The sequence below is a fragment of the Pseudomonas sp. SWRI81 genome (assembly GCF_014268545.1).
GTDB lineage: Bacteria > Pseudomonadota > Gammaproteobacteria > Pseudomonadales > Pseudomonadaceae > Aquipseudomonas > Aquipseudomonas hamedanensis.
Genome location: NZ_JABWQS010000016.1, coordinates 76,188 through 95,627, shown reverse-complemented (window position 1 = coordinate 95,627; position 19,440 = coordinate 76,188). Strand labels below are relative to the sequence as shown.

17 protein-coding genes are annotated in these 19,440 nt (G+C 59.1%); 16 read left to right on the top strand and 1 reads right to left on the bottom strand.

What is annotated here, in order from left to right:
• Position 1 precedes the first annotated feature (1 nt).
• Positions 2-784 carry a type I methionyl aminopeptidase gene (map, locus tag HU765_RS12930; RefSeq protein WP_186620945.1) on the bottom strand — a complete coding sequence of 261 codons (783 nt, stop codon included), beginning with the start codon at positions 782-784 and terminating at the stop codon, positions 2-4.
• 373 nt (positions 785-1,157) lie between these two features.
• Here map and rpsB point away from each other — a divergent pair, with 373 nt between their 5' ends.
• The 16 genes from rpsB (at position 1,158) to dnaE (ending at position 19,373) form a co-directional block, all read left to right on the top strand.
• Positions 1,158-1,895, top strand: a complete 738-nt coding sequence (gene rpsB / locus HU765_RS12925; protein ID WP_186533161.1) for a 30S ribosomal protein S2 — start codon at positions 1,158-1,160, stop codon at positions 1,893-1,895.
• Between the two features lie 190 nt (positions 1,896-2,085).
• Positions 2,086-2,949 carry a translation elongation factor Ts gene (tsf, locus tag HU765_RS12920; RefSeq protein WP_186533160.1) on the top strand — a complete coding sequence of 288 codons (864 nt, stop codon included), beginning with the start codon at positions 2,086-2,088 and terminating at the stop codon, positions 2,947-2,949.
• Between the two features lie 209 nt (positions 2,950-3,158).
• Positions 3,159-3,902: a UMP kinase gene (gene pyrH, locus HU765_RS12915; RefSeq protein WP_003222124.1), complete on the top strand. Its 744-nt coding sequence runs from the start codon at positions 3,159-3,161 to the stop codon at positions 3,900-3,902.
• Positions 3,899-4,456, top strand: a complete 558-nt coding sequence (frr, locus tag HU765_RS12910; RefSeq protein WP_186550174.1) for a ribosome recycling factor — start codon at positions 3,899-3,901, stop codon at positions 4,454-4,456. The genes pyrH and frr overlap by 4 nt, the downstream gene beginning before the upstream one ends.
• Before the next feature lie 14 nt (positions 4,457-4,470).
• Entirely contained in the window at positions 4,471-5,226 is a 756-nt protein-coding gene (gene uppS, locus HU765_RS12905; RefSeq protein ID WP_186550176.1) for a polyprenyl diphosphate synthase, read from the top strand.
• Positions 5,226-6,032 (top strand): phosphatidate cytidylyltransferase, encoded by an 807-nt coding sequence (locus HU765_RS12900; RefSeq protein WP_186550178.1) that lies wholly within the window; start codon positions 5,226-5,228, stop codon positions 6,030-6,032. The genes uppS and HU765_RS12900 overlap by 1 nt, the downstream gene beginning before the upstream one ends.
• Complete coding sequence (gene ispC, locus HU765_RS12895; RefSeq protein WP_186620943.1) at positions 6,029-7,219, top strand: 1-deoxy-D-xylulose-5-phosphate reductoisomerase; 1,191 nt, start codon at positions 6,029-6,031, stop codon at positions 7,217-7,219. Before HU765_RS12900 ends, ispC begins: the two co-directional genes overlap by 4 nt.
• A gap of 54 nt (positions 7,220-7,273) precedes the next feature.
• Entirely contained in the window at positions 7,274-8,626 is a 1,353-nt protein-coding gene (rseP, locus tag HU765_RS12890; protein WP_186620941.1) for a sigma E protease regulator RseP, read from the top strand.
• Positions 8,627-8,700: 74 nt separating this feature from the next.
• The gene (bamA, locus tag HU765_RS12885; protein WP_186550184.1) at positions 8,701-11,076 is read left to right on the top strand and encodes an outer membrane protein assembly factor BamA; all 2,376 of its coding nucleotides are present in this window, start codon (positions 8,701-8,703) and stop codon (positions 11,074-11,076) included.
• Positions 11,077-11,121: 45 nt separating this feature from the next.
• Positions 11,122-11,625 carry an OmpH family outer membrane protein gene (locus HU765_RS12880; RefSeq protein ID WP_003222140.1) on the top strand — a complete coding sequence of 168 codons (504 nt, stop codon included), beginning with the start codon at positions 11,122-11,124 and terminating at the stop codon, positions 11,623-11,625.
• Between the two features lie 3 nt (positions 11,626-11,628).
• Complete coding sequence (lpxD, locus tag HU765_RS12875; protein WP_186620939.1) at positions 11,629-12,684, top strand: UDP-3-O-(3-hydroxymyristoyl)glucosamine N-acyltransferase; 1,056 nt, start codon at positions 11,629-11,631, stop codon at positions 12,682-12,684.
• 106 nt (positions 12,685-12,790) lie between these two features.
• Positions 12,791-13,231: a 3-hydroxyacyl-ACP dehydratase FabZ gene (gene fabZ / locus HU765_RS12870; protein WP_042557884.1), complete on the top strand. Its 441-nt coding sequence runs from the start codon at positions 12,791-12,793 to the stop codon at positions 13,229-13,231.
• A complete protein-coding gene (gene lpxA / locus HU765_RS12865; protein ID WP_064364255.1) occupies positions 13,228-14,004 on the top strand; it encodes an acyl-ACP--UDP-N-acetylglucosamine O-acyltransferase in 777 nt (258 codons plus the stop codon). The genes fabZ and lpxA overlap by 4 nt, the downstream gene beginning before the upstream one ends.
• Positions 14,004-15,137, top strand: coding sequence for a lipid-A-disaccharide synthase (lpxB, locus tag HU765_RS12860; protein WP_186620971.1), 1,134 nt, complete (start codon positions 14,004-14,006; stop codon positions 15,135-15,137). The genes lpxA and lpxB overlap by 1 nt, the downstream gene beginning before the upstream one ends.
• Positions 15,138-15,148: 11 nt before the next feature.
• Positions 15,149-15,775 (top strand): ribonuclease HII, encoded by a 627-nt coding sequence (gene rnhB / locus HU765_RS12855; RefSeq protein WP_186550332.1) that lies wholly within the window; start codon positions 15,149-15,151, stop codon positions 15,773-15,775.
• Positions 15,776-15,851: 76 nt separating this feature from the next.
• Positions 15,852-19,373, top strand: a complete 3,522-nt coding sequence (gene dnaE / locus HU765_RS12850; RefSeq protein ID WP_186620936.1) for a DNA polymerase III subunit alpha — start codon at positions 15,852-15,854, stop codon at positions 19,371-19,373.
• Positions 19,374-19,440 lie beyond the last annotated feature (67 nt).

Sequence of the window (19,440 nt, the reverse complement as noted above, 5' to 3'; positions counted from 1 at the left end):
CTCAGGCCGAGACGCGCGCGATGGTGTCATCGCTGCGCAGGGTGAAGATCTCGTAGCCCGTGTCGGTGACCAGCAGGGTGTGTTCCCACTGCGCCGAGAGCTTGCGGTCCTTGGTAATCGCGGTCCAGCCGTCGCCCAGTACCTTGGTGTCGGCCTTGCCCTGGTTGATCATCGGCTCGATGGTGAAGGTCATGCCGGCTTTCAGTTCCATGCCGGTGCCCGCGCGACCGTAATGCAGGATCTGCGGTTCTTCGTGGAATACCTTGCCGATGCCATGGCCGCAGAACTCGCGAACTACCGAAAAACCGTTCTTTTCCGCGTGCTTCTGAATCACTTCGCCGATGTCGCCGAGGCGGCAGCCGGGTTTGACGATCTCGATCGCCTTGTACATGCATTCCTGAGTGACTTGCGACAGGCGCTCGGCCCACACCGGCACCTCGCCGACATGGAACATGCGGCTGGTGTCGCCGTGGTAGCCGTCCTTGATCACAGTGACGTCAATGTTCAGGGTATCGCCGTTTTTCAGTGGCTTGTCGTTCGGGATGCCATGGCAGACCACATGGTTGATCGAGGTGCAGATCGACTTCGGGTAACCCTTGTAGTTGAGCGGGGCAGGGATGGCCTGCTGCACATTGACGATATAGTCGTGGCAGATCTGATTCAACTGATCGGTGGTCACGCCCGGTTTGACATGTTCGGCAATCATTTCCAGCACATCGGCGGCCAGTTTGCCGGCGACACGCATGCCAGCGATGTCCTCGGGGGTTTTGAGGTTGACGGTCATACAGGCTCTCTCTGCGCTCGGCGGCGCTTGCTGATACAAATAGGGTGGCACGTGTGCATTTGGCGACCCTGAAAAACGCGATTCTAACAGACGGAAGGTGCAAATCCGCGCCTGCGTGCATCGCTTCTGTCTATACAATGGTGGGCATCAGGCCGATTCCAAGGGGGCTGCGTCTGTGTCCCGGTACCGTTAGATATTCCGGGTTCCGTTTTTGCGCACCCTGTGGTATAAAATGCGCCGCTTTCCGGGGATGCCCCGAAAAGCTTAAATCCACACACGTGTCGACACGATGACCTGGGTGCCTTGGGCTTTTATGCCTCTGGTTGGTCATTGGGATACGTGGAGGCCAAACCCGACTTATCAAGGAACTATCATGTCCCAAGTCAATATGCGCGATATGCTGAAGGCCGGTGTGCACTTCGGTCACCAAACCCGTTACTGGAATCCGAAAATGGGTAAGTACATTTTCGGCGCGCGTAACAAGATTCACATCATCAACCTTGAAAAAACCCTGCCAATGTTCAACGAAGCTCTGACTTTCGTAGAGCGTCTGGCCCAGGGCAAAAACAAGATTCTGTTCGTCGGCACCAAGCGTTCCGCTGGCAAGATCGTTGCTGAAGAAGCAGCACGTTGCGGTTCGCCGTACGTCGATCACCGCTGGTTGGGCGGCATGCTGACCAACTTCAAGACCATTCGTGCTTCCATCAAGCGTCTGCGTGACCTTGAAGTTCAAGCCGAAGACGGTACTTTCGCCAAGCTGACCAAGAAAGAAGCGCTGATGCGCACTCGCGATCTTGAGAAGCTGGATCGTTCGCTGGGCGGTATCAAGGACATGGGCGGTCTGCCAGACGCACTGTTCGTGATCGACGTTGACCACGAGCGCATCGCGATCACCGAAGCCAACAAGCTGGGCATTCCGGTCATCGGCGTTGTCGATACCAACAGCAGCCCGGAAGGCGTTGACTACATCATCCCAGGCAACGATGACGCCATCCGCGCTATCCAGCTGTACATGGGTTCGATGGCTGACGCAGTTATCCGCGGTCGCAACAACAATGCTGGCGGTACTGTTGAATTCGCAGCTGAAGAAACTCAGGCTGCAGCTGAGTAATTGACGCCCTGGCGTTGACTCAGTAAGCAAAAAGGGGGCTTGGCCCCCTTTTTGCCACCTCGAAAACCATTTGTCGGCGCCCACGTCTCTGTTTGTAATGTGCGGCAGCTAACAAGGGTGGTTCGGGAAGAATTGAACGCCCGTTCGGTCGGGTGGAATGGTTGAAAACCTATCCAAGAGGAATTTGAAAATGGCAGCAATTACTGCAGCGTTGGTCAAAGAACTGCGCGAGCGTACCGGCGAAGGCATGATGGATTGCAAGAAAGCCCTGGAAAAGGCTGACGGCGACATCGAAAAAGCCATTGATGACATGCGTGCTTCGGGCGCGATCAAGGCTGCGAAAAAAGCGGGCAACGTTGCCGCTGAAGGCGCAATCGCAATCAAGGACGACGGTAAAGCTGCCGTTATCCTGGAAGTGAACTCGCAGACCGACTTCCTCGCTCTGCAAGACGACTTCAAGAACTTCGTTGCTGACAGCGTTGAAAAAGCCTTCGCTGACAAGCTGACCGACGCTGCTCCGCTGATCGCCGCTCAAGAATCTGCTCGCGAAGCACTGGTTGGCAAAGTAGGCGAAAACGTCAACATTCGTCGTCTGACCCGCATTGAAGGTGACGTTGTAGGTTCGTACCTGCACGGCAACAAGATCGGTGTTGTTGTCGCTCTGAAAGGCGGCGACGTCGAGCTGGCCAAAGACATCGCGATGCACGTAGCGGCAAGCAACCCTGAGTTCCTGCTGCCTTCGCAAGTTTCGGCTGAAGCGATCGAGCGTGAAAAAGCTGTGTTCCTGCAGCTGAACGAAGAGAAAATCAAAGGCAAGCCAGAAAACATTGTTGAGAATATGGTCAAGGGCCGTATCAGCAAGTTCCTGGCAGAAGCTAGCCTGGTTGAGCAGGCGTTCGTCAAGAACCCTGAAATCAAGGTTGGCGAGCTGGCCAAGAAAGGCGGCGCAGAAATCGTCTCCTTCACTTACTACAAAGTAGGTGACGGCATCGAGAAGCCGGTCGACAACTTCGCTGAAGAAGTTGCTGCCCAGCTGGCTGCCGCCAAGCAATAAGACGGTTTTTCAACTGTCGCCCGAGAGAGGCTGCCCGCTTACGCGCGCAGCCTCTTTTCAGATGGGGTACCAATTTTTATTTGGTTTCCGCCCGGAACTGACTTACAAAGCCATGTTCCGATGGCGCTGCAGCAGCGCCAAGCTAGAGTGAACGCCAGCTGTAAACAGCTCGCAAAGAATTTTTTAATACGCCGCAGGAGAGATTCGCAATGGCTCAGCAGGGCAGTGGTTATCAGGCTCGCTATAAACGCATTCTACTCAAGCTTAGCGGCGAGGCCCTGATGGGCTCGGAAGAGTTCGGGATCGATCCAAAAGTGCTGGATCGGATGGCACTGGAAGTCGGCCAACTGGTCGGCATCGGTGTGCAGGTCGGTCTGGTGATCGGCGGTGGCAACCTGTTCCGCGGCGAAGCCTTGAGCAAAGCCGGCATGGATCGGGTCACAGGCGACCACATGGGCATGCTGGCCACTGTGATGAACGCCCTGGCCATGCGCGACGCGCTGGAACGTGCCAATATCTCGGCCATCGTCATGTCGGCCATTTCCATGGTGGGTGTGACCGATCACTATGATCGCCGCAAAGCCATGCGCCACCTGAACTCCAAGGACGTGGTGATCTTCGCCGCCGGTACCGGCAATCCGTTTTTCACCACCGATTCGGCGGCGTGCCTGCGCGCAATCGAAATCGATGCCGATGTCGTGCTCAAGGCGACCAAGGTCGACGGCGTCTACACCGCTGACCCGTTCAAAGACCCGCATGCCGAGAAGTTCGATCATCTGACTTATGATGAAGTGCTGGATCGCAAGCTGGGTGTAATGGACCTGACCGCTATTTGCCTGTGCCGCGATCACAAGATGCCGCTGCGCGTATTCAACATGAACAAACCCGGCGCCCTGCTGAACATCGTACACGGCGGCGCTGAAGGGACTTTGATCGAGGAAGGCCAACAATGATCAACGAAATCAAGAAAGACGCCCAAGCGCGTATGCAGAAATCCCTGGAATCTCTGAGCCATGCATTCGGCCAGATTCGCACCGGCAAGGCTCACCCGAGCATCCTCGGCAGCGTGATGGTGCCTTACTACGGCACTGACACCCCGTTGAGCAGCGTTGCCAACGTCACCGTGAAGGACTCGCGCACCCTGCAAGTCGTGGCTTTCGAGCGCAACATGCTGGCGGCCGTCGACAAGGCGATCCAGAGCGCCGGTCTGAACCTCAACCCGACCAACCTGGGCGAGTTGCTGCTGATCCCGATGCCGGCCCTGACCGAGGAAACGCGCAAAGGCTTCACCAAGCAGGCCCGCAGCGCCGCCGAAGACGCGCGTGTTGCCGTGCGCAATATTCGTCGCGATGCCTTGGGCGAGCTGAAGAAACTGGTCAAGGACAAGGAAATCAGCGAAGACGAAGAGCGTCGTGCCGTCGCTGATATCGATAAGCTGACCAAAGACTCCGAGGCCCAGATCACCAAGGCCACGGAAGAGAAAGAAAAAGACCTGATGGCCGTATAAGGGTCGAGCGTTAAATGGACAAGACCAAGCAGTCTGCGCCGTCCGCGGTGCCGCGCCATGTCGCGATCATCATGGATGGCAACAATCGCTGGGCGAAAAAACGCTTTATGCCGGGTGTCGCCGGGCATAAAGCGGGCGTGGATGCTGTGCGGGCGGTGATTGAGGTGTGTGCCGAGGCCAAGGTTGAAGTGTTGACCCTGTTCGCCTTTTCCAGTGAAAACTGGCAGCGCCCGGCCGATGAAGTCAGTGCCTTGATGGATCTGTTCTTCAAGGCCTTGCGTCGTGAGGCCAAGCGCCTCAACGACAACAACATCAGTTTGCGCATCATTGGCGATCGCTCGCGCTTTCATCCTGAGCTTCAGGCGGCAATGCGCGAGGCCGAGGCCATGACGGCCGGTGCCAATCGTTTTATCCTGCAGATCGCGGCCAATTATGGCGGTCAGTGGGATATCGCGCAGGCGGCTCAGCGTCTGGCGCGTGAGGTTCAGGCCGGGCACCTGCGTCCGGAGGACATCACGCCGGATCTGCTGCAAACCTGTCTGGCGACCGGTGACTTGCCATTGCCTGACCTGTGCATCCGCACCGGTGGCGAGCATCGCATCAGCAATTTCCTGCTGTGGCAGCTTGCCTATGCCGAGCTGTACTTCTCCGACCTGTTCTGGCCGGACTTCAAACACGAGGCCATGCGCAATGCGCTGGCTGATTTCGCTTCGCGTCAGCGTCGGTTCGGTAAAACGAGCGAGCAGATCGAAGCTGGAGCCCGGGTTTAATGCTTAAACAACGAATCATCACTGCGCTGATCCTGCTGCCGATCGCCTTGTGCGGGTTTTTCCTGCTCAAGGGCTCCGGTTTCGCCCTGTTCATTGGTCTGGTGGTGAGTCTTGGCGCCTGGGAATGGGCGCGTCTTGCGGGCTTCACCGCGCAATCGTTCCGTGTCGGCTTTGCAGCCGTCGTCGCCCTGATGCTGTTCGTCATGTACGTACTGCCCGGTCTCGCGCCGTGGGTGCTGGGGGCGTCGGTGCTGTGGTGGGCTGTCGCGACGTACCTGGTGCTGACCTATCCGCACTCCAGCAAGCGCTGGTCCAGTGCCGCCACCAAACTGATGATCGGCTTGCTGATTCTGCTGCCTGCGTGGCAAGGACTGGTGCAGATCAAGCAGTACCCGCTGGGCAACTGGCTGATCATGGCGGTGATGGTGTTGGTCTGGGGGGCGGACATCGGTGCGTATTTCTCCGGTCGCAAATTCGGCAAGCGCAAACTGGCGCCGCAGGTCAGCCCGGGTAAAAGCTGGGAAGGCGTTTACGGTGGTCTGGCGCTGAGTCTGGTGATCACCGCCATCGTCGGGCTGGTGCGCGACTGGACCGTCGCCGAACTGCTTAAAGGCTTGATTGGCGCCGCGCTGATCGTCTTCATTTCCGTTGTCGGCGACCTCACTGAAAGCATGTTCAAGCGCCAGTCCGGCATCAAGGACAGCAGTAACCTGCTGCCCGGTCACGGCGGCGTGCTGGATCGCATCGACAGCCTGACCGCGGCCATTCCGCTGTTTGCCGTCCTGCTGTGGATGGCTGCACCGTGAGTCGACCACAACAGATTACGGTGCTCGGGGCCACCGGCTCGATCGGTCTGAGCACCCTTGATGTCATTGCCCGTCATCCTGAGCGTTATCAGGTATTCGCGCTGAGTGGTTTTACTCGCCTCAATGAATTGTTCGCCTTGTGCGTGCGTCATGTGCCGCAATTTGCTGTGGTGCCGCACATCGAGGCTGCACGCCGATTGCAGGATGATCTGCGCGCCGCTGGGCTTTCGACCCGCGTGCTGGTCGGGGAGGAGGGGTTGTGTGAGGTTGCCTCTGCGATTGAAGTCGATGCAGTAATGGCGGCAATTGTCGGCGCTGCGGGCCTGCGTCCGACGCTGGCGGCGGTCGAGGCGGGCAAGAAGATCCTGCTCGCCAACAAGGAAGCGCTGGTGATGTCCGGCGCTCTGTTCATGCAGGCAGTGCGCAAGAGCGGTTCGGTGCTGCTGCCAATCGACAGTGAGCACAATGCGATTTTTCAGTGCATGCCGCAGGATTTTGCGCGTGGCTTGAGTTCGGTAGGTGTGCGAAGGATTTTACTTACAGCTTCTGGCGGCCCCTTCCGGCAGACGCCGATGGCTGAGCTGGTGCATGTTTCACCTGAGCAGGCCTGTGCGCATCCGAACTGGTCCATGGGGCGCAAGATCTCCGTGGATTCGGCGAGCATGATGAACAAGGGGCTTGAGCTGATCGAGGCCTGCTGGCTGTTCGATGCCAAGCCTTCGCAGGTTGAAGTGGTGATCCATCCGCAGAGCGTCATTCATTCGCTGGTCGATTATGTGGATGGCTCGGTGTTGGCGCAGTTGGGTAATCCCGACATGCGCACGCCGATTGCCAATGCCCTGGCGTGGCCGCAGCGTATCGACTCCGGTGTAGCACCGCTGGATCTGTTTGCCATTGCGCGACTGGATTTCGAAGCGCCGGATGAGCAGCGTTTTCCTTGTCTGCGTCTGGCGCGTCAGGCCGCAGAAGCCGGTGACAGTGCGCCAGCGATGCTTAATGCGGCCAACGAGGTGGCGGTGGCGGCGTTTCTCGACGGACGGGTTCGCTACCCGGAAATCGCGAGTATCATCGAGGAGGTCCTGAATCTCGAACCGGTGGTCGCGCTGGATGATCTCGATGCCGTGTTCACGGCGGACGCCAAGGCGCGAGTGCTGGCGGAACAATGGTTGAGTCGGCACGGCCGATAGGATCAGCAACACAATGGCTGCACGCGACACTGAACAGGATTGCGGAGAAAGTAGATGAGCGCGCTCTATATGATTGCCGGCACCCTGATCGCCTTGGGAGTGTTGGTTACTTTTCACGAATTCGGCCACTTCTGGGTCGCGCGTCGCTGTGGCGTCAAGGTCATGCGTTTTTCCGTGGGCTTTGGCATGCCGCTGCTGCGCTGGCACGACAAGCAAGGCACCGAGTTCGTCGTGGCGGCGATCCCGCTGGGCGGCTACGTCAAGATGCTCGACGAGCGCGAAGGGGAAGTGCCGGTCGATCAGCTCGATCAGTCGTTCAATCGCAAGTCCGTGCGTCAGCGCATCGCCATTGTCGCCGCCGGTCCGATCGCCAACTTCCTTTTGGCGTTGGTGTTCTTTTGGGTGCTGGCGATGCTTGGCAGCGAGCAGGTGCGCCCGGTCATCGGGGCTGTCGAGTCCGGCAGCATCGCCGCGAAGGCGGGTTTGACCTCGGGTCAGGAAATCGTTGCCATCGATGGTGAACCGACATCCGGCTGGGCGGCGGTGAATTTGCAGCTGGTCCGTCGTCTTGGTGAAAGCGGTTCGGTGCAAGTGGTCGTGCGCGAGCAGGGTTCAACCGCTGACTCGCCCCGTGAACTGGCCCTGGATAATTGGCTCAAAGGTGCCGACGAGCCGGATCCGATTCGTTCGCTCGGTATTCGCCCATGGCGTCCGGCGTTGCCACCGGTGCTCGCTGAACTCGATCCGAAAGGCCCGGCGCAGGCGGCCGGGCTGAAGACCGGTGATCGCTTGCTGGCCCTCGACGGTCAGGCGCTGAACGACTGGCAGCAAGTGGTCGATACTGTTCGTACGCGCCCTGATACCAAAATCATGCTGCGCATCGAGCGCGATGGTGCTCAAATCGACGTCCCGGTGACGCTGGCGGCGCGCGGTGAAAGCAAATCGCCGAGTGGTTATCTGGGCGCTGGCGTCAAAGCCATCGACTGGCCGCCGGAAATGATCCGCGAGGTCAGTTATGGCCCGCTGGCCGCGATTGGCGAGGGCGCCCGTCGCACTTGGACCATGAGCATTCTGACGCTGGATTCACTGAAGAAAATGCTCTTCGGCGAGCTCTCGGTAAAAAACTTGAGTGGACCGATAACCATTGCTAAAGTGGCGGGCGCTTCTGCCCAGTCGGGCGTCGCTGATTTCCTGAATTTCCTTGCTTATCTGAGTATTAGCCTGGGGGTTCTGAATTTGCTGCCCATCCCGGTACTGGATGGGGGGCATTTGTTGTTTTATCTGATCGAGTGGGTGCGTGGTCGCCCCTTGTCGGATCGGGTGCAAGGTTGGGGGATACAGATCGGTATCAGTTTGGTGGTCGGGGTGATGTTGCTTGCTCTGGTCAACGATCTGGGTCGTCTGTAACGCTTCGCTGAATTGCGAATCTGCCGCATTTTGCGGCAGTTTGTTTATTGCCAGTTGGAATAAGAAAGGACTTCATGAAACGTCTGCTGCTAACTGCGGTTCTCACCGTATTGATGATCGCCGAAGTTCACGCCGAGTCCTTCACTATCTCTGATATTCGCGTCAATGGCCTCCAGCGGGTCTCCGCGGGTAGCGTCTTTGGTGCCTTGCCGTTGAACGTCGGCGAGCAGGCGGATGATCGTCGCCTGGTGGAATCCACTCGTGCGTTGTTCAAAACCGGTTTCTTTCAAGATATCCAGCTGGGCCGCGAAGGCAACGTTCTGGTCATCACCGTGGTCGAGCGTCCATCGGTCGCCAGTATCGAGATCGAAGGCAACAAGGCGATCTCGACCGAAGACCTGATGAAGGGCCTCAAGCAATCCGGTCTGGCCGAAGGCGAAATCTTCCAGCGTGCCACCCTCGAAGGCGTGCGTAACGAGCTGCAACGTCAGTACGTCGCGCAAGGTCGCTACTCGGCGACCGTCGACACCGAAGTGGTGTCGCAGCCGCGTAACCGCGTCGGTCTGAAAGTGAAGATCAACGAAGGTACCGTTGCCGCCATCCAGCACATCAACGTGGTGGGCAACACGGTGTTCCCCGAGGAAGACCTGACCGACCTGTTCGAACTGAAAACCACCAACTGGCTGTCGTTCTTCAAGAACGATGACAAGTACGCCCGTGAAAAACTGTCCGGTGACCTGGAGCGTCTGCGTTCCTACTACCTGGACCGTGGCTATATCAACATGGACATCGCTTCGACCCAGGTATCGATTACCCCGGACAAGAAGCACGTCTACATCACTGTCAACGTGACGGAAGGCGAGAAGTACACCGTTCGTGACGTCAAGCTCAGCGGTGACCTGAAAGTCCCGGAAGACCAGATCAAGTCCCTGCTGCTGGTGCAGAAGGGCCAGGTGTTCTCGCGCAAGCTGATGACCACCACCTCCGAACTGATTACCCGTCGCCTGGGTAACGAGGGTTACACCTTCGCCAACGTCAACGGCGTGCCTCAACCGCACGACGACGACCACACCGTGGACATCCTGTTCGCTGTTGATCCGGGCAAGCGTGCCTACGTCAACCGCATCAACTTCCGTGGTAACACCAAGTCCGAGGACGAAGTGCTGCGTCGTGAAATGCGTCAGATGGAAGGTGGCTGGGCCTCGACCTACCTGATCGACCAGTCCAAGACCCGTCTGGAACGTCTGGGCTTCTTCAAGGAAGTCAACGTTGAAACTCCGGCCGTGCCAGGTGTCGACGACCAGGTTGACGTGAACTACGCCGTTGAAGAACAGGCGTCCGGCTCGATCACCGCCAGCGTCGGTTTCGCCCAGAGTGCCGGTCTGATTCTGGGTGGTTCGATCACCCAGAACAACTTCCTCGGCACCGGTAACCGCGTCAGCGTCGGTCTGACCCGCAGCGAATACCAGAGCCGCTACAACTTCGGCTACGTTGACCCCTACTGGACTGCCGATGGCGTAAGCCTGGGTTACAACGCGTTCTATCGCACCACTGACTACGATGAACTCGACGCCGATATTTCGAGCTATGCGGTCGACAGTCTGGGTGCTGGCGTCAACGTCGGTTACCCGATCAGCGAGACTTCGCGTCTGACCTTCGGTCTGTCGGCCCAGCAGGACAAGATCAACACCGGTCGCTACACCGTTGACGAGATTTTCGATTTCGTTGAGAAGGAAGGCGATAACTACCTGAACTTCAAGGCGTCGGCCGGCTGGTCCGAGTCGACCTTGAACAAAGGTGTACTGCCGACCCGTGGCCGTTCCCAGAGCCTGACACTGGAATCCACTATCCCGGGCAGCGATCTGTCGTTCTTCAAGCTTGATTACCGCGGCCAGCTGTTCCAGCCGATCACTGAGAATTACACCCTGCGTCTGCACACCGAGCTGGGTTATGGCGACGGCTACGGTTCGACCGACGGCTTGCCGTTCTATGAAAACTACTATGCCGGTGGTTTCAACTCGGTACGTGGCTTCAAGGACAGTACGCTTGGCCCGCGCAGTACGCCGAGCCGGGGCACCAACCCGGGGACCATCGCGGACCCGGACCAGGATCCGCTGCCGTTCGGTGGTAACGTCCTGATCCAGGGCGGTGTTGAAGTTCTGTTCCCGCTGCCATTCGTCAAGGATCAGCGCTCCCTGCGTACTTCGGTATTCTGGGATGTCGGTAACGTGTTTGACTCGCAGTGCAAGGACACTACGAACGCGAACGGTTCCTCGTCCAACACCAAGTGCAATGACATCAGCCTGAGTAACATGGCCAGTTCCGTCGGTGTCGGCGTGACGTGGGTCACCGCGCTGGGTCCTCTGAGCTTCGCACTGGCGATGCCGATCAAGAAACCGGATGAAGCTGAAACTCAAGTGTTCCAATTCTCCCTCGGCCAGACGTTCTAAGCGTCTGACCCAAGATAACGACAATGGATTTTGTAGGAGTGCATCGTGCGTAAGTTGACTCAATTGGTTCTCCTGGCCTCCGTACTGGTGGCAGGCCCGGCGTTTGCCGACATGAAAATTGCCGTGCTGAACTATCAGATGGCCTTGCTGGAATCCGACGCGGCCAAGAAGTACGCCGTGGATGCCGAGAAGAAATTCGGCCCGCAACTGACCAAGCTGAAAACCCTGGAAAGCAGCGCGAAAGGCATTCAGGACCGTCTGATGGCCGGTGGCGACAAGATGCAGCAGGGCGAGCGTGAGCGTCTGGAGCTGGAATTCAAGCAAAAGGCTCGTGACTTCCAGTTCCAGTCCAAGGAACTTAATGAAGCCAAAGCCGTTGCCGACCGCGAAATGCTCAAGCAGCTGAAGCCGAAGCTGGACAGCGCTGTGGAAGAAGTCATCAAGAAAGGTGGTTTTGACCTGGTGTTCGAGCGTGGCGCAGTGATCGATGTCAAGCCTCAGTACGACATCACGCGCCAGGTTATCGAGCGCATGAATCAGCTGAAGTAACCCATGACCGTGACTATCAAACTCGGCCAGTTGGCCGAGTACCTCGGCGCCACCCTGCGTGGCGACCCGGAGAAGCAAATTACTGGGCTAGCCACTTTGCAAGAGGCTGGCCCAGCTCAGTTGAGCTTTCTGGCAAATCCCCAATACCGCAAATACCTGGCCGGTTCGCAGGCGGCTGCACTGCTGCTCAAGGAAGCCGACGCTGAAGGTTTTGCCGGAAATGCGTTGGTGGTGCCGGATCCTTATCTGGCTTACGCGCGCCTCTCGCATTTGTTCGATCCAAAGCCCAAGTCCGCTTCGGGTATCCATCCGACAGCGGTGATTGCGGCGGACGCGGTAGTCGATCCAAGTGCCAGCATCGGCCCGTTCGTGGTGATCGAAGCCGGCGCGCGGATTGGCGCAAACGTGACGCTGGGCGCGCATTGCGTCGTCGGTGCTCGCAGTGAAATCGGCGAAGGTGGCTGGCTCGCGCCGCGCGTGACGCTGTATCACGATGTGCGCATCGGCAAACGCGTGGTCATCCAGTCCGGTGCGGTGCTCGGCGGCGAAGGTTTCGGTTTCGCCAACGAGAAGGGCGTCTGGCAGAAAATTGCCCAGATTGGTGGCGTGACCATCGGCGACGATGTCGAGATCGGCGTGAACACCGCCATCGACCGCGGCGCGCTGGCCGATACCGTGATTGGCAATGGCGTGAAGCTCGACAACCAGATCCAGATTGCGCACAACGTCCAGGTCGGTGATCACACCGCCATGGCCGCCTGTGTCGGCATTTCCGGCAGCACCAAAATCGGCAAGCACTGCATGCTCGCCGGTGGGGTCGGTCTGGTCGGCCACATTGACATTTGCGACAACGTTTTCCTGACCGGGATGACCATGGTGACCCACTCGATTACCGAGCCGGGCGCTTACTCATCCGGTACAGCCATGCAACCGGCGGCCGAATGGCGCAAAAGCGCGGCCCGCATTCGTCAGCTCGATGACATCGCGCGACGGTTGAAACAGCTGGAAAAGCGCGTCGGGGAAGTGACCCCTGACGGTAATGCTTCATCTGATGGCTGATACCATTTCCATATCAAGTGTGCACAGCCTCTAGACTGCCTCCTTGATTTGCTAGAGGAGTGCGCGTCAGTCGCGCTCCCAATCTTTACATAGGCTTTCCCCTGAAATGATGGACATCAACGAGATTCGCGAATACCTGCCTCACCGTTACCCGTTCCTGCTGGTGGACCGGGTGGTGGATCTGGACACTGAAGGCAAGCGCATTCGCGCCTACAAGAATGTCAGCATCAATGAGCCGTTTTTCAATGGTCATTTCCCGGCGCATCCGATCATGCCGGGCGTGCTGATCATCGAAGCGATGGCTCAGGCTGCCGGGATCCTCGGTTTCAAAATGCTCGACGTCAAACCGGCCGACGGCACCCTGTACTACTTCGTCGGTTCCGACAAGCTGCGCTTCCGCCAGCCTGTCAAACCGGGCGACCAGTTGATCCTGGAAGCGACCTTTATCAGCTGCAAGCGCAAGATCTGGAAATTCGAGTGCCAGGCTTCGGTGGATGGCAAGCCGGTCTGCTCGGCCGAGATCATCTGTGCGGAACAAAAAGTATGAGTTTGATTGACCCTCGCGCAATCATCGATCCGTCTGCCGTCCTGGCTGACGGCGTCGAGGTCGGCCCGTGGTCGATCATCGGCGCAGGTGTGGAAATCGGCGAGGGTACCGTGATCGGGCCGCATGTGATCCTCAAGGGGCCGACCCGCATTGGTAAACACAATCGCATCTACCAGTTCTCTTCGGTAGGCGAAGACACCCCGGATCTGAAGTACAAGGGCGAGGAAACCCGCCTGGTGATCGGTGACCACAACGTCATCCGCGAAGGCGTGACCATTCACCGTGGCACCGTTCAGGATCGCTCGGAAACCACGCTGGGTGATCACAACCTGATCATGGCCTATGCCCACATCGGTCACGACAGTGTCATCGGCAACCACTGCATTCTGGTCAACAACACCGCGTTGGCGGGCCATGTGCATGTTGATGACTGGGCGATCCTCTCCGGTTTTACGCTGGTACATCAGTATTGCCACATCGGCGCCCACAGCTTTTCCGGCATGGGCACGGCGATCGGCAAGGACGTTCCGGCGTTTGTCACGGTATTCGGCAACCCGGCCGAAGCCCGCAGCATGAACTTCGAAGGCATGCGCCGTCGTGGCTTCAGCGAAGATGCGATCCATGCGCTGCGTCGCGCCTATAAAACCGTCTATCGCCAAGGGCTGACGGTCGAGCAGGCGTTGGCCGAACTGGTCGAACCTTCTGCGCAGTTCCCTGAAGTCGCCGTGTTCCGCGATTCGATCCAGGCGTCGACTCGCGGCATCACCCGCTGATTATGGCCAGTCTGCGTATTGCGCTGGTGGCGGGTGAGGCTTCCGGTGACATTCTCGGCGCCGGCCTCATGCGTGCGCTCAAGGCTCAACACCTGGCGATCGAATTTATCGGCGTCGGCGGTCCGCTGATGCAGGCCGAAGGCCTGACGTCGTATTTCCCGATGGAACGCTTGTCGGTCATGGGCCTGGTGGAAGTTCTCGGTCGGCTGCGCGAGCTGCTTAAACGCCGCAAGGACCTGATCGCCACGCTGATCGCTCAGAAGCCGGACGTGTTCATTGGCATCGACGCGCCGGACTTCACCCTCAATATCGAACTCAAGCTGCGTCAGGCCGGGATCAAGACCGTGCACTACGTCAGCCCGTCGGTGTGGGCGTGGCGACAAAAGCGTGTGCTGAAGATCCGCGAAGGCTGCGACCTGATGCTCACGTTGCTGCCGTTCGAAGCCCGATTCTATGAAGAAAAAGGCGTGCCGGTGCGTTTCGTCGGCCACACCCTGGCCGATACCATTCCGCTGGAAGCCGATCGCGCCGCCGCGCGTGCCGAGCTGGGCTTGCCCGACGGGCCGCTGGTGGCCCTGATGCCGGGCAGCCGTGGCGGTGAAGTCAGTCGCCTCGGCGCGCTGTTCCTCGACACTGCCGAACGCCTGCGCGCGATGCGCCCGGGGTTGCGTTTTGTGATTCCGTGCGCCAATCCTGAGCGTCGTGAGCAAATCGAAGCCCTGCTGGCCGGTCGAGATCTGCCGGTGACGCTGCTCGACGGCAAATCGCATCTGGCCTTGGCCGCCTGCAACGCCGTGTTGATCGCCTCCGGCACCGCGACCCTTGAAGCGCTGTTGTACAAGCGGCCGATGGTGGTGGCGTATCGTCTGGCGCCGCTGACGTTCTGGATTCTCAAGCGCCTGGTCAAGAGTCCGTACGTCTCGTTGCCGAACCTGCTCGCCCAGCGCTTGCTGGTGCCCGAGCTGTTGCAGGATGATGCAACGGTCGAGGCCTTGGCGCAGACCCTGTCGCCATTGATCGATGGCGGTGAGGAGCAGACCCGTGGCTTCGACGAGATCCACCGCACGTTGCGGCGCGATGCTTCCAATCAGGCGGCGGACGCCGTCCTTAACCTGATCGGCGAAAAACGATGAGCAAGGCAAGCATGCAGATGGGCCTGGATTTCACCCTGGTCGCTGAAGTCGAAGAATTGGTCGCCGGTGTCGATGAAGTCGGCCGCGGCCCGTTGTGCGGTGCAGTCGTGACGGCGGCGGTAATCCTCGACCCGAACCGGCCGATCCTTGGTCTCGACGACTCGAAGAAACTCACCGAGGCCAAGCGTGAAAAGCTCTATGACGAGATTTGCGAAAAGGCCCTGAGCTGGTGCATTGCCCGTGCCGAGGTCGAAGAAATCGACGAGCTGAACATCCTCCACGCGACCATGCTGGCGATGCAGCGTGCGGTGGCCGGCCTGCACATCCAGCCGAAACTGGCGATGATCGACGGCAACCGCTGCCCGCAACTGCCGATGCGCGCTGAAGCGGTGATTCAGGGCGACGGCAAGGTGCCGGCGATCGCGGCGGCGTCGATTCTGGCCAAGGTCAGTCGCGACCGCGAAATGGCAGCGTTCGAATTGATCTATCCGGGCTACGGCATCGGCGGTCATAAAGGCTACCCGACCCCCGTTCATCTGGAAGCGTTGGCACGGCTCGGTCCGACGCCGATTCACCGCCGCTCGTTCGCCCCGGTACGTCTGGCTTACGAGGCGCTGGAAAGCCTGACGCAGGTTTAGTCGCAAGGCTGATGTTTTGTTCGAGGCCCGGTACAATCCGGGCCTTGTTGTTTCCATGTAACTGGACAGGATCACTATGCCGGCTTCATTCGTTCATCTACGCCTGCACACTGAATACTCCCTGGTCGACGGGCTGGTGCGAATCAAGCCGCTGGTCAAGGCGCTGACGGGCATGAACATGCCGGCGGTCGCGGTCACCGACCAGAACAACATGTGTTCGCTGGTCAAGTTCTATAAAAACGCCATGGGCGCAGGCATCAAGCCGATCTGCGGCGCCGACCTGTGGCTGGCGAACAAGGATCCGGATGCGCCGCTGAGCCGCATCAGCCTGTTGGTGATGAATGCCAAGGGCTATCGCAACCTGACCGAGTTGATCTCGCGCGGTTTCATTGAAGGCCAGCGCAACGGCATGGTCATCGTCGAGCGCGAGTGGGTCGCCGAGGCCAGCGAAGGCCTGATCATGCTGTCCGCCGCCAAAGAAGGCGAGATCGGCATGGCCATGATCGGTGGCAACCCGGCCGAGGCCGAGGCCTTGGCGCGCGAGTGGATGGCGGTGTTCCCGGATCGTTTCTATCTGGAAATCCAGCGCACCAACCGTCCCAACGACGAAGAGCAACTGCACGGCGCTGTGACGCTGGCCGACAAGCTCGGCGCGCCGCTGGTGGCGACCAACGATGTGCGCTTCATCAAGCAGGAGGACTTCGCCGCCCACGAAACCCGCGTGTGCATCGGTGAGGGCCGTGCCCTCGACGATCCGCGGCGTTCGAAGAATTACAGCGATCAGCAGTACCTGAAAAGCGCCGAGGAAATGATCGAGCTGTTCAGCGACATTCCCGACGCTGTCGAAAACACCGTCGAGATCGCCAAGCGCTGCAACATCGAAGTGAAACTGGGCACCCACTTTTTGCCCAACTTCCCGATTCCCGATGGCATGACCATCGACGAATATTTCCGCAAGGTCTCCTTCGACGGTCTCGAAGAACGACTGGCGGTGCTGCTGCCCAAGGACACCACCGAAGATTACGAAGCCAAGCGTCAGGTCTACGTCGACCGCTTGAATTTCGAACTGGATATCATCATCCAGATGGGCTTCCCCGGTTACTTCCTGATCGTGATGGACTTTATCCAGTGGGCCAAGAACAACGGCGTGCCGGTCGGTCCTGGCCGGGGGTCGGGTGCCGGCTCGCTGGTGGCTTACGTACAGAAGATTACCGACCTCGACCCGCTGGAATATGACCTGCTGTTCGAACGTTTCCTCAACCCGGAACGGGTCTCGATGCCCGACTTCGACGTCGACTTCTGTATGGACGGTCGTGACCGGGTGATCGACTACGTGGCCGAGAAGTACGGCCGCAATGCGGTAAGCCAGATCATCACGTTCGGTTCCATGGCCGCCAAGGCTGTGGTCCGCGACGTGGCGCGGGTCCAGGGCAAGTCGTACGGCCTGGCCGATCGTCTGTCGAAGATGATTCCGTTCGAAGTCGGCATGACCCTGGAAAAGGCCTACGAGCAGGAAGAAATCCTGCGTGACTTCATCAAGGTCGATGAAGAAGCGGCGGAAATCTGGGAAATGGCGCGCAAGCTCGAGGGCGTGGTGCGTAACGTCGGTAAACACGCCGGTGGTGTGGTCATCGCCCCGACCAAGCTGACCGACTTCTCGCCGATCTACTGCGACGAGGCCGGCGACGGTCTGGTGACCCAGTTCGACAAGGACGACGTTGAGGCGGCCGGTCTGGTGAAGTTCGACTTCCTCGGTCTGCGAACCCTGACGATCATCGACTGGGCGCTGAAAACCATCAACCGCGACCGCGCCAAGGTCAACGAGCCGCCACTGGATATCGCGTTTATCCCGCTGGACGACAAACCGACCTACACGCTGCTGCAAAAAGCCGAAACCACGGCGGTGTTCCAGCTTGAGTCGCGGGGCATGAAAGAGCTGATCAAAAAGCTCAAGCCCGACTGCCTGGAAGACTTGATCGCACTGGTGGCACTGTTCCGTCCAGGCCCGCTGCAATCGGGCATGGTGGACGACTTCATCAACCGTAAGCACGGTCGCGCCGAATTGGCCTACCCGCACTCGGACTACCAGTACGACGGCCTCAAGCCAGTCCTGGCACCGACTTACGGCATCATCCTGTACCAGGAACAGGTGATGCAGATTGCCCAGGTCATGGCCGGTTATACCCTCGGCGGTGCGGACATGCTGCGGCGAGCCATGGGTAAGAAAAAACCCGAAGAAATGGCCAAGCAGCGCGGCGGCTTCATTGAAGGTTGTGCGACCAACGGCATCGACGCCGATCTGGCCGGTAACATTTTCGACCTGGTGGAAAAATTCGCCGGTTACGGCTTCAACAAATCCCACTCCGCCGCCTACGGCCTGGTGTCGTACCAGACCGCCTGGCTGAAAGCCCACTATCCGGCGCCGTTCATGGCCGCGGTACTCTCGGCGGATATGCACAACACCGACAAGGTCGTGACCTTGATCGAAGAAGTGCGCACGATGAAGCTGCGCCTCGACGCGCCGGACGTGAACACCTCTGAGTTCAAGTTCACGGTGAACGACGACGGCCGCATCGTCTACGGCCTCGGCGCGATCAAAGGCGTCGGTGAAGGTCCGGTGGAAGCGATCACTGAAGCGCGTCAGGCCGGTCCGTTCAAGGATCTGTTCGATTTCTGCGCCCGCGTCGACCTCAAACGCATCAACAAGCGCACCCTCGACGGTTTGATCCGCAGCGGTGCCCTGGATCGTCTGGGCCCGTACTTCCATGACGAGCAAAAGGCTTATCAGGCCAACATCGACCGCAACCGCGCCGTGCTGCTGGCGGCGATGGAAGAGGCGATCAAGGCTGCCGAGCAGACCGCGCGTACCCACGACTCCGGTCACGCCGACTTGTTTGGCGGCTTGTTCGTCGAGGAAGACGCCGATGTTTACGCCAGCCATCGCAAGGCCAAGGAGCTGACCCTGAAGGAACGCCTCAAAGGTGAAAAAGACACCTTGGGCCTGTACCTGACCGGTCACCCGATTGACGAGTACGAAGGCGAGATTCGCCGTTTCGCCCGTCAGCGCATCATCGACCTGAAACCGGCCCGCGACACCCAGACCGTGGCGGGAATGATCATTGCCCTGCGGGTGATGAAGAACAAAAAGGGCGACAAGATGGGCTTCATCACCCTCGACGACCGCTCGGGGCGGATCGAGGCGTCGCTGTTTGCCGAAGCGTTCCATTCGGCGCAATCGTTGTTGCAGACCGACGCGATGGTGGTGGTCGAAGGCGAAGTCAGCAACGACGACTTCTCCGGCGGCCTGCGCCTGCGGGTCAAGCGGGTGATGAGCATGGAAGATGCGCGCACGAATCTGGCTGAAAGCCTGCGCTTGAAGTTGCACACCCAGGACCTCAAAGGCGATCAGCTACGCTGGTTGGGTGAGTTGCTCAAGCGTCATCGTGGCGCCTGCCCGATCACCATGGAGTACACCAGCCCCGAAGCGAAGACCTTGCTGCAGTTCGGCGAGACCTGGCGGATCGACCCGGCGGATGCGTTGATTCAAGCACTGCGTGACCAGTTCGGGCGAGACAACGTCTTCCTCCAATACCGTTGACCGGCAAGTGCCATTATTGCGCTTGTGCACAACCTGAATTTTTAATCTCGACCTCAGCGCGCCTCTC